This window comes from Roseovarius sp. BRH_c41, assembly GCF_000961715.1.
GTDB lineage: Bacteria > Pseudomonadota > Alphaproteobacteria > Rhodobacterales > Rhodobacteraceae > Roseovarius.
The window spans coordinates 1-12,204 of record NZ_LADY01000044.1 but is presented as its reverse complement, the minus strand read 5'-3'; the positions used below and the strand labels follow the sequence as shown (position 1 = coordinate 12,204).

General features: G+C 63.1%; 13 protein-coding genes and 1 pseudogene. 10 read left to right on the top strand and 4 right to left on the bottom strand.

Features of this window, described 5'->3' with window-relative positions; translation table 11 throughout:
• A partial coding sequence (locus tag VR71_RS13170; protein WP_045684643.1) for a ferredoxin:protochlorophyllide reductase (ATP-dependent) subunit N occupies nucleotides 1-833 on the bottom strand: 833 nt, incomplete at its 3' end.
• Complete coding sequence (gene bchF, locus VR71_RS13165; RefSeq protein ID WP_009819248.1) at nucleotides 830-1,318, bottom strand: 2-vinyl bacteriochlorophyllide hydratase; 489 nt, start codon at nucleotides 1,316-1,318, stop codon at nucleotides 830-832. The genes bchF and VR71_RS13170, both read right to left, overlap by 4 nt.
• A gap of 345 nt (nucleotides 1,319-1,663) precedes the next feature.
• Here bchF and VR71_RS13160 point away from each other — a divergent pair, with 345 nt between their 5' ends.
• The 6 genes from VR71_RS13160 to idi all read left to right on the top strand — a co-directional run bounded on the left by VR71_RS13160 (nucleotide 1,664) and on the right by idi (nucleotide 7,921).
• The gene (locus VR71_RS13160) at nucleotides 1,664-2,491 is read left to right on the top strand and encodes a hypothetical protein (RefSeq protein WP_296430405.1); all 828 of its coding nucleotides are present in this window, start codon (nucleotides 1,664-1,666) and stop codon (nucleotides 2,489-2,491) included.
• Nucleotides 2,492-2,527: 36 nt separating this feature from the next.
• Complete coding sequence (gene ppsR / locus VR71_RS13155; RefSeq protein ID WP_296430403.1) at nucleotides 2,528-3,958, top strand: transcriptional regulator PpsR; 1,431 nt, start codon at nucleotides 2,528-2,530, stop codon at nucleotides 3,956-3,958.
• Between the two features lie 69 nt (nucleotides 3,959-4,027).
• Nucleotides 4,028-4,939, top strand: coding sequence for a chlorophyll synthase ChlG (gene chlG / locus VR71_RS13150; protein ID WP_045684638.1), 912 nt, complete (start codon nucleotides 4,028-4,030; stop codon nucleotides 4,937-4,939).
• A complete protein-coding gene (locus VR71_RS13145; RefSeq protein ID WP_045684636.1) occupies nucleotides 4,936-6,228 on the top strand; it encodes a BCD family MFS transporter in 1,293 nt (430 codons plus the stop codon). Before chlG ends, VR71_RS13145 begins: the two co-directional genes overlap by 4 nt.
• Nucleotides 6,229-6,230: 2 nt before the next feature.
• The gene (locus tag VR71_RS13140) at nucleotides 6,231-7,409 is read left to right on the top strand and encodes a geranylgeranyl diphosphate reductase (protein WP_045684648.1); all 1,179 of its coding nucleotides are present in this window, start codon (nucleotides 6,231-6,233) and stop codon (nucleotides 7,407-7,409) included.
• Nucleotides 7,406-7,921 (top strand): isopentenyl-diphosphate Delta-isomerase, encoded by a 516-nt coding sequence (gene idi, locus VR71_RS13135; RefSeq protein ID WP_045684633.1) that lies wholly within the window; start codon nucleotides 7,406-7,408, stop codon nucleotides 7,919-7,921. The genes VR71_RS13140 and idi overlap by 4 nt, the downstream gene beginning before the upstream one ends.
• Nucleotides 7,922-7,931: 10 nt before the next feature.
• Here the strand turns inward: idi and VR71_RS13130 are convergent, their stop codons facing one another.
• Together VR71_RS13130 and VR71_RS13125 are read right to left on the bottom strand one after the other, a co-directional pair.
• On the bottom strand, nucleotides 7,932-8,264 hold the full coding sequence (locus tag VR71_RS13130; RefSeq protein WP_009819241.1) for an AzlD domain-containing protein: 333 nt from the start codon (nucleotides 8,262-8,264) through the stop codon (nucleotides 7,932-7,934).
• Nucleotides 8,261-8,983, bottom strand: a complete 723-nt coding sequence (locus VR71_RS13125; RefSeq protein ID WP_045684631.1) for an AzlC family ABC transporter permease — start codon at nucleotides 8,981-8,983, stop codon at nucleotides 8,261-8,263. The genes VR71_RS13130 and VR71_RS13125 overlap by 4 nt, the downstream gene beginning before the upstream one ends.
• Nucleotides 8,984-9,040: 57 nt before the next feature.
• Here VR71_RS13125 and VR71_RS13120 point away from each other — a divergent pair, with 57 nt between their 5' ends.
• The 4 genes and pseudogenes from VR71_RS13120 to VR71_RS13105 all read left to right on the top strand — a co-directional run.
• Nucleotides 9,041-9,931 (top strand): formate dehydrogenase accessory sulfurtransferase FdhD, encoded by an 891-nt coding sequence (locus VR71_RS13120; protein ID WP_045684628.1) that lies wholly within the window; start codon nucleotides 9,041-9,043, stop codon nucleotides 9,929-9,931.
• The gene (mobA, locus tag VR71_RS13115) at nucleotides 9,928-10,563 is read left to right on the top strand and encodes a molybdenum cofactor guanylyltransferase MobA (RefSeq protein ID WP_045684626.1); all 636 of its coding nucleotides are present in this window, start codon (nucleotides 9,928-9,930) and stop codon (nucleotides 10,561-10,563) included. The genes VR71_RS13120 and mobA overlap by 4 nt, the downstream gene beginning before the upstream one ends.
• A complete protein-coding gene (gene mobB / locus VR71_RS13110; RefSeq protein WP_045684624.1) occupies nucleotides 10,560-11,051 on the top strand; it encodes a molybdopterin-guanine dinucleotide biosynthesis protein B in 492 nt (163 codons plus the stop codon). The genes mobA and mobB overlap by 4 nt, the downstream gene beginning before the upstream one ends.
• Nucleotides 11,048-12,204, top strand: a pseudogene (locus VR71_RS13105) (molybdopterin molybdenumtransferase MoeA); the annotation flags it as partial. The gene mobB and the pseudogene VR71_RS13105, both read left to right, overlap by 4 nt.

Sequence of the window (12,204 nt, the reverse complement as noted above, 5' to 3'; positions counted from 1 at the left end):
GGCGCGGCGGTGACGCGCTCGAACGTGGCGTCGTCAACGCCAAACTCATCGGCCACGGCGCGCAACCAGCCGGTCGTGCCTTGCGCGCCAAAGGGGAAGGGGGCCGGGATATGCCGTGCGCCGCGCCGCTCCAGCGCTGCCAGCGTATCGCCAAGGAAGGGCTGCAAGAGCGCAAAGACGGTATTCGGTCCAACGGCCACCGGATCATCGGCACGGCGCGCGGGCAGAATGGTCACATCCGTGATCCCCATCTGCGCCAACAGGTCGCGCGCCTGATCCTCGACCACATCGGGCAACGCGCCGACCAGCATCAACTGGCGTGCGTCAGTCTCGGGCAGACCCGGAACCATTGAGGCCAGACAGGCATCCTCGCCTTGGGTAAAGGTTGTCTCGATACCCGACCCGGAATAATTCAGCACCCGCACATGCGGGGCGTGCTGTACGCTCAGCTTCTCGGCGGCGCGCGCGAGATCAAGCTTGATGACCTCCGACGGGCAAGACCCCACAAGGAAGAGCTGCCGGATATCGGGGCGACGCGCGATCAGGCGGCCAACTTCGCGCTCCAACTCGGCCTGAGCATCCGCCAGCCCCGCCAGATCGGTCTCTTCCAGAATGGCGGTGCCAAAGCGTGGCTCTGCAAAGATCATCACGCCAGCGGCGGATTGCAGCAGATGCGCGCAGGTCCGCGAGCCGACCACAAGAAAGAAGGCATCCTGCATCTTGCGATGCAGCCAGATGATGCCGGTCAGTCCGCAAAACACCTCATGCTGACCGCGCTCGCGCAGGACCGGGGCGTCGCGGCATCCAGTGCTGGGGGGTGTGTCGAAACTCATGCCGCTTCCCCCGCCTGAAGGCGCGCCATGCGCAGCTTCCACAGGAATTGTCCGGCGTTGATGACATAGGCCGCATAGGCCGCCAGCGCGAGGCCCATCAGGCCCTGCGGTGACAGGGCGTGGGTCCAAAGCGCCCAGAGATAGGCGGTGTGCAGGGCGATGACGCCAAAGCTGAAAACATCTTCCCAAAAGAACGCAGGTGCAAAGAGGTATTGACCGAACACGACCTTTTCCCAGATCGCGCCCGTCACCATGATGAGATAGAGCACGCCGGTTTTTACAACGATCGACCAGGTGGCGGCCGCAAATCCGTCGCCGGTGGCAAGATAGCGCAGCACCAGACCCAGAGAGACCAAAAAGACCAGAAACTGCACCGGTGCCAGAATGCCCTGCACAAGCGTCCAGACCGTAGCATCGCGGCGCATCCGCTCTGCGGCGGTGTACAGCGTCCCGGTCGCTTGTTGATGATGCGCCTGTCGCGCCATATCCCCTCCGGTCCTGTCTGGTCACTTCTCCTTGATGCTACGATTTGAAGTCCAAATGTGTCAATTATAATTTACACTTTAATCGGCCGCGCATCTGTCATTCTCGCTGGACGCATCTGATCCCGATGGGCCATTCAGGGCAAAATTTAAGCAATAAAGTACGCCTTACGCCTTGTTCACAAGGAATATGAGGAGATAACAGGTAGATGTACGATTTCTAAGAGCGATCTGTCAGGATAATTTGACATTTGACCTTTGCAGACGCACACTAAATCAGACGGAGCAGAAAACGCGCCGCCCTTTTGTTCCATGTGCGATTCGCAATATAGCGGCACGCAGAGGATCGTGGGACAGCAGGGTCGCCTGGGAGGGCAACGCATGAGAGAACCCGACGATAGCGGGTCTGGTCCGCAAGCATCTGGAATTAGGTTTCTCGTCGAATCCGCGTTGCGCAAGGTGGCGCTCGACAAACAGGGCGGGGAAATTCCCAAGAGCCGGGGCGAGTGGATTGCCAGACTCTGTGCCGCGCTGACAGATGAATCCGAGGCCGCACATCAGCGCGTGGTCGCGGCGATGGTGGCCAATGGCATCCCATCGCATGAGATATATCACAGTTACGTGCCGGACGCGGCGCGCTTTCTCGGTGAAATGTGGGTGCAGGACAAGGCCAGCTTTGTCGATGTCACCGTGGGGGCGGCGCGCCTTCAGGCGCTGTTTCGGTCGCGCGACGCGGCGGATCTCGGCGGCTGGATGGATCGCAGCATTCCCCTGGGCCAATCGGTCCTGATGATCGTGCCGACGTTCGAGGACCACTCCATCGGCGCATTTGTCGCAGCGGATCAATTCCGGCGGCATGGCATCTGGGTTCACATGGCCATCGGGCTTGAGAATCAAGAGTTGCAGCACCTTCTCGGTTCGGGCCGATTTGCAATGGCGGGCATTACCGCAGGAAGCGCGAAAACGCTTGAACGATTGACAGAATTAATAGATTACCTACGTTCTAATCTGGAATACTGTCCGCCAATCGTCATTGGGGGGCGTCTTGTAGATAAGCCGAGAGAAGTGGAAAAGAGGACCGGAGCGGATTTTGCAGTACGGACAGCACGGGAAGCGATTGAGCTGTGCGGTCTTGCATCCGTTGTTGATCCGTTATCAATCGACGCCAATGCGTAATCCGCGCGCCTCGCGCGCGAGAGTTGGGATGACAGCGTGACGAAGCAGAACAGGACGACTGAGCGGCCTTACACGGGTGGATTGCCCGGGTCGTCAAGCGTCGATCGCCTGATCGAACAAGCCTCTGACATCGCCGTCATGGTCGATGACAGGACGGTTGTCACTGCCATATCTGTCAGCCCTGATTTGCCCGAGCTGGGCAGCCTTGAACATTGGATCGGGCGGGACTTCCGCAATTTCCTGACCTCGGAGAGTCGGATCAAATTCGACGCCCGCATCGCTGATATGCGCGGTGACCCCGACAGCTTGCCTCGCCCCATCGAACTCAATCACCGCGACAATGCCAATTGGGAATTTCCGGTGCGCTACACACTCCACCGCGAACCCGAGAGCGGTGGCGTTCTGCTGTTGGGCCGGGATATGCAGCCCTTGGCCGAAATCCAGCAGCGGCTTGTGCGCGAACAGATGGCTCGCGAACGCGAGCTTGAGAAGTTCCGCGGCATAGAGACCTGTTACCGTGTCGTGCTCGAAGCCTCCGAGACTCCGCTTGTGCTGATCGACCCCGATCAGGGTCGCATCCGCGATATCAATTCCGCCGCGGCGCTTCTGCTGGGCTCCAAGCGCGACGTGCTGAACGGCAATGCCTTTGCGCAGGCCTTTGAAGGGCAGCGACGTGGCTCGTTCATGGACCAGCTGCGTGCCGCCGCCGCCTCGGATGAAATCACCGGGATCGAGGCCGTGGCCCGACGCAATGGTCGCCTGCTCCAGCTGACCCCTGATCTCTTTCGCGCCTCGGGCGAAGTTCTCATGCTCTGCCGCATGTCCCCCATCGAGGATGAAGAGGCGGCGCGCCCCGAATCCACGCAATCGCTGACGGCGCTCTTCGAGGCGGCCAGCGACGCCATCGTTCTGCTCGATTCCAACGGTCTCATTCGTGATGCCAACGAAGGATTTCTGGTGCTGTCGGATGCGGCGCAATTGCGCGACGTGCAGGGCCGGTCCATGGCGGATTTCCTGTCGCGCGGCAGCGTCGATCTCAAACTCATTCTCGACAATACCCGCAAGACGGGGCGTATGCGCAACTATGGCGCGCATGTCCAGAGCATCGTCGGCAGCCGTGCCTCGGTTGACATCTCGGCGGCACGTCTGCGCGGGCGCAATGTCGATCTGGGCGTCGGGCTGATCATCCGCGATACGACGCCGCGCGACATGCCAACTGTCGAAGAGGCCTCTGCTGTGGTCAGCGAAGAGGCGATGCGCAATGTCATGGACCTTGTAGGCACCGCCTCGCTCAAGGAATTGGTTTCGGCCACCTCGGATGTGGTCGAGAAGATGTGCATTGAAACCGCCGTGCGTCTGACCAACAACAACCGCGTGGCCGCTGCGGAAATGCTGGGGCTCTCCCGTCAGAGCCTTTATGTAAAGCTCCGCAAATTCGGTCTGATCAACGCGCAGGACGAAGATTAAGCCGCGTTGTGATCGCTTGGCCCGAGAAACTGCTTCCCTCACAGGTGAATGTATAGTTTAATTGACACTATGAGTGTCACAGAGTCTTTACACATTGCGCGCCGCCTGCCAGAGCCTCGGGCTCTGCTCACCCTGATCAAGCCGATCACATGGTTTCCGCCCATCTGGGCCTACCTCTGCGGGGTGATATCCTCGGGCGTATCCCCCCTGAGCAATTGGGGGCTGGTGGTGCTTGGCATGGTGCTGGCGGGGCCAGTGGTCTGCGGCATGAGTCAGGCCGCGAATGACTGGTGTGACCGCCATGTCGACGCGATCAACGAACCGCATCGCCCAATCCCATCAGGTCGCGTGCCGGGTCGCTGGGGTCTCTGGGTGGCGCTCGCCATGTCGGTCTTGGCGCTGATCATGGGGGCATTTCTTGGCCCTTGGGGCTTTGGCGCAACCGTGTTCGGAGTGCTCGCCGCCTGGGCCTATTCGGCAGAGCCGGTGCGCCTCAAGCGATCGGGTATCTGGGGGCCGGGCCTTGTCGGGCTGTGCTATGAGGGCCTGCCATGGTTCACGGGAGCGGCTGTCCTGGCCGCTGGCGCGCCGAGCGCGCCGGTCATCCTGATTGCCGCCCTCTATGCCATCGGCGCGCATGGCATCATGACCCTCAATGATTTCAAGGCATTGGAGGGTGACCGCCAGACCGGCGTCAATTCCTTGCCGGTCACGCTCGGACCAGAGCGCGCGGCGCGCGTCGCCTGCATCGTCATGGCGCTGCCACAACTGGCCGTGATCGGCCTGCTGCTTGCATGGGACCGCCCGTGGCATGCCGCCGCAATCGGCATACTTGTCCTTGGCCAATTCTGGGCGATGCGTATTCTGCTCTCTGATCCCAAGGGCCGCGCCCCTTGGTATAACGGCACGGGCGTGACCGCATATGTCACGGGCATGATGATCGCCGCCTTTGCCGTCCGCATCGTCGGAGGGGCAGGATGACACTGAATTGGCTGCAAATCTTTCGCATGGGTCTGGTGCAGATGTGCCTTGGCGCGGTCGTGGTGCTGACCACCTCGACGCTCAACCGCCTGATGGTGGTGGAATTGGCGCTGCCCGCCGTTCTGCCCGGCCTCTTGGTGGCGCTGCATTACGGGATTCAGATCACACGGCCCAATTGGGGCTATCTCTCCGACACCAGCGGTCATCGCACCCGCTGGATCATTGGCGGCATGGCGGTGCTGGCCTCGGGCGGCTATCTTGCGGCCTTTGGCGTCGTGGTGATGGAGTCGCATTTCGCGCTTGGCCTCGCCCTCTCAATCCTTGCCTATGCGCTGATCGGGGTGGGGGTCGGGGCCTCTGGCACCTCGCTTCTGGCGCTCTTGGCCACGGCCACGGCCCCACGTCGCCGGGCGGCAGCGGCCACGATCACCTGGCTCATGATGATCGGCGGCATCGCGGTGACCGCGACCGTTGTTGGCGGGTTTCTGGACCCCTACAGCCCTGCGTTGCTGCTCGAAATCGTCGGCGTCGTCGCGGTCGGCGCGGTCGTGCTGACAGCACTGGCCATCCACGGCATTGAGGCGCGTGTCGGCGTTCAGCCCGCCCGCGCCGATGCCCCCCTGCGCTTTCGCGAGGGGCTGGCCGAGATCTGGGGTGAGCGCGAGGCGCGGCATTTCACGATCTTTGTTTTTCTGTCGATGACTGCCTATTTCATGCAGGAACTTATCCTTGAACCCTATGCCGGTCTCGTCTTCAGCTTCACGCCCGGCCAATCCACCCAACTCTCTGGCGCGCAGAATGGCGGCGTCTTTCTCGGCATGCTGACCGTCGGGGTGGCGGCCACGGGCCTGCGCCTTGGCTCGATCCGGCATTGGGTTGTGGCGGGCTGTTTGGGATCGGCTTCGGCGCTTGCAGCGATTGCGCTGCTCGGGGCCTCGGGCGCGGCGGCGGCACTCGTCCCGATCGTCGTCGTGCTCGGGTTCTTCAACGGAATGTTCGCGGTGGGCGCGATTGGCGCGATGATGGCTCTGGCAGGGCAGGGGCGCGAGGCCCGCGAAGGCACACGCATGGGCCTCTGGGGGGCGGCACAGGCAATGGCCGCAGGCTTTGGCGGTCTCTCTGGCGCCGCTCTCGTCGATATCATGCGGGCGCTCTCGAATACGGATGCAACAGCCTTTGGCGCGGTCTTTCTCTTTGAAGCCGGCCTTTTCGTGCTCTCGGCGCTGCTCGCGCTCAGGGTGATTGATCACGGTCGCGACCGGGGCGCGACACTTGTTCCGGGGGAATGACCATGTTTGATGTCGTCGTAATCGGGGGCGGGCCATCAGGGGCAACAGCAGCCGAGGATCTGGCCCGCTCGGGGCATAAGGTGGCGCTCTTGGATCGCGCCGGACGGATCAAGCCCTGCGGCGGCGCAATTCCCCCGCGCCTCATTGCCGATTTCCACCTGCCCGACGATCAGATCGTCGCCAAGATCACCACCGCTCGCATGATCTCGCCCACCGGGCGGCATGTCGATATTCCCATCGAGAACGGCTTTGTCGGCATGGTGGATCGCGAAGCGTTCGACGAGTTTCTGCGCGTCCGCGCCGCACAGGCCGGGGCAATCCGCGCCACTGGCACCTATCTGCGCATTGACCGCACAGGCGCCACCCCTGCCGTGATTTACCGTGACAAGTCCACAGGCGAAGACCGCTCATTGCCCACCCGCCTGATTATCGGCGCGGATGGTGCGCGCTCCAACGTGGCCCGTGCCGAGGTGCCGGGCGGCGACAAGATCCCCTATGTCATTGCCTATCACGAGATCATCGAGGCCCCGGCCGCGACCGCCACCTATGACCCAAAACGCTGTGATGTGATCTATGACGGGGCGATTTCGCCGGATTTCTACGGCTGGGTCTTCCCGCATGGCAAATCCGCCAGCGTCGGCATGGGCTCAATGGTCAAGGGCGTGGATCTCAAACAGGCCACCGCCGATCTGCGTGCGGCCTCCGGCCTGACCGATTGCCCGACCATCCGCCGCGAGGGTGCACCGATTCCCCTCAAACCGATGGACTGCTGGGACAATGGCCGTGACGTCGTGTTGGCAGGCGACGCCGCGGGTGTCGTCGCTCCGTCCTCGGGCGAGGGCATCTACTACGCCATGGTGGGTGGCCGGGTTGCCGCGACAGCCGCCAGCGCCTGCCTCGCCTCCGGTCGCACACGCGATCTCAAATTGGCCCGTCAACTCTTCATGCGCGACCATAAAACCGTATTCCGGGTTCTGGCCTCGATGCAGAATGCCTATTATAAGTCTGACGAGCGGCGCGAGCGGTTTGTCTCGCTCTGCCATGACGTCGACGTGCAGCGGCTGACATTCGAGGCCTATATGAACAAGAAACTGGTGCGGGCGCGACCGATGGCGCATCTCAAGATCGGGTTGAAGAACCTCGCCCATCTGACGCGGCTGGTCTCCGCCACCCGCGTATGACCGCGCTCATCCCCACATGGATCGGCGGCGATCTTGTTGCTGTCGATAAGCTCGAGGCGCATCAACGCGGCTTGCGGCACAAGGCGGTGTCGGTCTTTGTCATGGCGGGCGAGGATCTATTGATCCAGCGTCGCGCCTTGGAAAAATATCATACCCCCGGCCTCTGGGCCAACACCTGTTGCACGCATCCGCATTGGGGCGAAGACCCGCTCGCCTGCGCGCATCGCAGGCTGTCCGAGGAATTGGGCATCACCGGCCTTACCCTAACCCACCGTGATCAGGTTGAGTACCGCGCCGATGTCGGCGGCGGGCTGACCGAGCATGAGGTCGTGGATATGTTCATGTGTCGCCTGCCTGCGCGCTGCGCCCTGTCGCCGCATCCCGAAGAGGTGATGGACACCCGCTGGATTTCGCTCAACGCGCTCTATGCCGCGATCCGCATGCATCCCACCCGCTATACGCCGTGGTTGCGCATTTACATGGCCGAGCACGCAGCGCAAATCTTCGCCTGACATCGCCGCTTCAGATCTGCCCCATCAGCGCCAGCCCACCATAGAGCGTCACGGCACCCAGAAGAATCGCCACGATCACATTGCGCAGCACATAGCCCGCAATCAACGTCACCGCCGCCGCCGCCATGCGCGGCGCATCCAGCGTGCCGCCCGTGGCTGCTGGCCAGACCACCAAAGGTGCCACCAATCCGGGCAGAACCGCGACCGCCGTATAGCGCAGATGCCGCAACAGCCACGCGGGCAGGGGCCGGTCACCGATCAGCCCGGTAAACACAAACCGCAGCCCAAAACTACCGAGTCCGAGCAACACAATCACGATCCAGAGGCTTGTCTTGTCGATCATGGCAAACGCGCCTCCTTGCGCCGCTCAAGCAACAGCTCGACCTGCGCGCCAGTCATCATGCCCGCAAGGCCCGCGACCAGCAGCCCGAGGTTATAGGGCAGGAAGGCAAAGATTAGCGCCAAGGTCACAGACACAAACGCCGCCGCCAGATGCGCCGGCGTGCGCAGCATCGGCGCAATCATCGCAAGAAAGGTGATCGGCAGCGCAAAATCGAGCGCCAACCCCTCGGGAATCGAGGTGCCCACCAGCGCCCCCACCAGCGTAAAGATATACCAGAGCGGACAGATCGGCGTGACCACCCCAAAGAAATACCCCAACCGCTGCGGCACCGTCCAATCGGGGTTCTGCTCGAATTTCACAATCGCACAGGCATAGCTCTGATCCACCGTGAAATAGGCGGCCAGTGCCCGCTGTCCCAAACTCGCCCCGCCGATATAGGGCGTGAGCGAGGCCGAATACATCGCCATCCGCAGATTGACCGCCAAGGCTGAAATAAGCGCAATCGCCGTAGGCGCGCCATCGCTGAGCAGTTGCAGCGCCGTGAATTGCGCCGCCCCGGCGATCACAAGAACCGAAAAGCTGAGCGTTTCAAACACGTTCAGCCCGGCTTCTGTCGCCACCACGCCAAAGAGCAGCGAAAACGGGACAATCACCAGAATGAAGGGCGCGCCGTCGCGCACGCCTTGCCAATAGGTCGAATTGGTGGTTTGCCTATGCACCGCTTGCCCCTAAGTTGCCCCCGTGCTCTGACACCGCCTACCCAATGCCAGAAGGAGATGCAATTGGCCACCACCGACGACCTCCTGTCTTATCTCATCGCGCCCGATCCCGCAGCCCCCCGTCTGACCCGTTCGGTCGAGGGCATGGACCATGACGGCAATCGCACGCAAATCTCGGTGGTCGAGGAACGCCCGCTCACGATTTTCCTCAACGCGCAGGAAATCGTGACCGCCATGACGATTGGCGATTATCCCGAATATCTGGCGCTTGGCTTCCTGCGCAATCAGGGCATGCTCGGACCGCAAGAAACGGTCTTAGGCGTGGACTATGACGAAGAGTTGGAAACTGTGGTCGTGCGCACCGATGGCCAGACCAACTATGAGGAAAAGCTCAAGAAGAAGACCCGCACCAGCGGCTGCGCCGTGGGCACTGTCTTTGGCGATATGATGGAGGGGCTCGAGGGCGTGACCCTGCCTGCCGTGACAGTCAAGACCTCCGATCTCTACGCGCTGGCCAGCGTGATCAACCGCACCCCCTCGCTTTACCTGGAGGCGGGGGCGATTCACGGCACCGTGCTCTGTCAGGGCAACCGCCCGCTGGTCTATATGGAGGATGTGGGCCGCCACAACGCTGTGGACAAGATCGCGGGCTGGATGCTGAGCGAGGGCGTCGAGGCGGGCGATAAACTCCTCTACACCACCGGGCGTCTGACCTCGGAAATGGTAATCAAGACCGCGATGATGGGGATTCCGGTGCTCGCCTCGCGCTCCGGTTTTACCGCTTGGGGGGTCGAGATTGCGCGCCAAGTGGGATTGACGCTGATAGGCCGGATGCGCGGCAAACGCTTTGTCTGCCTTTCCGGTGATGACCGCCTCCTGCGCGATGCAGACCCCGACAGCGTAGGGGATGAGGACAAGAAACACCGCCGCAAAGGGGCAGACGTATGAGCCGTCCCCTCGGGGTCATACTTGCGGGCGGTCAGGCCACGCGCATGGGGGGCGGCGACAAGGGGCTTTTGCCGCTTGATGAGCGCCCGATCCTTGCGCACGTGATCAACCGTCTGGCCTCGCAGGTGGGGACGATGGCGCTCAACGCCAATGGCGAGCCCGCCCGCTTTGAGGCCTTCGGCCTGCCGGTTCTGCCCGATCCCATCCCCGGTTTCGCCGGGCCGCTGGTGGGCGTGCTCGCCGGGCTTGACTGGGCGGCGGGGCAGGGGGCCGACATAATCGTCACCGTCGCAGCCGACACGCCGTTTTTCCCGACCGATCTGGTCGCGCATCTGACACAGACGGCAGAGGGCATGACCCACCCCCTCGTCCTTGCCGCCACTCCGCGCGGCGATACGGACACCAAATCCATGAGCGGCAGCGGCCTCATCCGACATCCCACCTTCGGCCTCTGGCCCACGGCGCTACGCCACGACCTGCGCGCGGCGCTCTTGGACGGGCTGCGCAAAGTGGTGATCTGGACCGACAAACACCACGGGCGCGAGGCGGTGTTCGACGACGCCCTTGATCCCTTTTTCAACGTCAACACGCCCGAAGATCTCGACGTGGCACGCAGGAGAGCAGCAGCATGAGGATATACGGCGTCACCGGCTGGAAGAACGCTGGCAAAACCGGGCTGATGGAGCGGCTTGTGGCCGAGATCACCGGGCGCGGCTATACTGTCTCGACCGTGAAACACGCGCATCACAGCTTTGACGTGGACCAACCCGGCAAAGACAGCCATCGCCACCGCGTCGCAGGCGCAACCGAGGTCCTCTTGGCTTCGCGCAACCGCTTTGCCCTGATGCATGAACTGCGCGAGGCTGAGGAACCCAGCCTCGAAACCCTCCTGCAGAAACTCGCCCCGGTCGATCTGGTTCTGGTCGAGGGCTACAAGCGTGACCGCCACCCCAAGGTCGAGGCGTTTCGGGCCGAGACCGGCAATCCGTTGATTGCCACCGATGATCCCACCATCCGCGCGGTGGCCAGCGATACAGCACTTGAAATCGACCGTCCGCTCTTTGACCTCAACGACACCAAGGCGATTGCCGATTTCATTCTGGCCGAGGTGGGATTGTGACCCCGTTCGACACCTTTGCGATGCTGGATTGGTCGGGGGCCAAGGATACCGGCCCGCGCCCGTGTCGGGATGCGATCTGGCTCGGGGTCACGCGCCACGGGACGGAGGAGCCTCCCCTCTATCTGCGCAACCGGGCAGAGGCCGAAGCGGCGCTTGTGGTCCTGATCAAGGCAGAGCTTGCAGCGGGGCGCAGACTGCTCATCGGGGTGGATTTTCCTTTTGGATTTCCGGCGGGATTTGCACAGGGTCTGACCGGGTGCGACAATCCCTTTGCGGTCTGGGATTGGCTGGAAACGGTGATCGAGGACGCGCCGGACGGCAATAACCGCTTTGACGTGGCGGCCGAGATCAACGGCCGCTTTCCCGGCGTGGGACCGTTCTGGTTCAACGGACTGAAGCGCGAGATTGAGGGCTTGCCGCGCAAGGATACGCGCGCGGGTCATGGCATGGACGAGCGGCGCGCCGCAGAGGCGCGGGCGCCGGGGGCCTTCACCTGCTGGCAGATGGGCGGCGCGGGGGCTGTGGGCGGGCAGATGCTGACCGGGCTGCCGGTGCTCAATCGGTTGCGGCGCAGGTTCTACGGGCAGGTGTCCGTCTGGCCGTTCGAGGTGCTGGACAAGCCCGTGGCGCTGGTCGAAATCTGGCCGGGGCTGATCAATGCCGCCGTCAAACGCGCCGAGGCGCAGGGAGGCATCCGCGACGCGCATCAGGTGCGGCTCTTGGCGCGCGCGCTGGCCCGCGTGCCGCAGGACCGGCTGTCCGAGATGCTGGCGGTAGATGCCCCCGAGGAGGGCTGGATTCTGGGGTTGGGATATCAGGCAGAGTTGATCGCCGCCGCCGATGACCCGCTCAGACCGCCGCCCCTACGCAACGATTGCTTTGCGCTGCCCGCTGGCGTGGACTGGACGCCTGTGGACGATGCACTCGCCCTCTTGCGCGACCGGCTGCGTCCCGTGGTGGGCCAGACCCGCGCGCCGTTGGCGCAGGCGCTTGGCCGCGTTCTGGCAGCACCCGTCACGGCCCCCCGCGCCAATCCGCCCGAGGCGAACACCGCCGTGGACGGCTACGGCTTTGCCCACGCCAGCCTGACCACCGGCGATCAGATCCTGTCGCTGGTCGAGGGCCGCGCCGCCGCCGGTGTGCCCTATCCGGG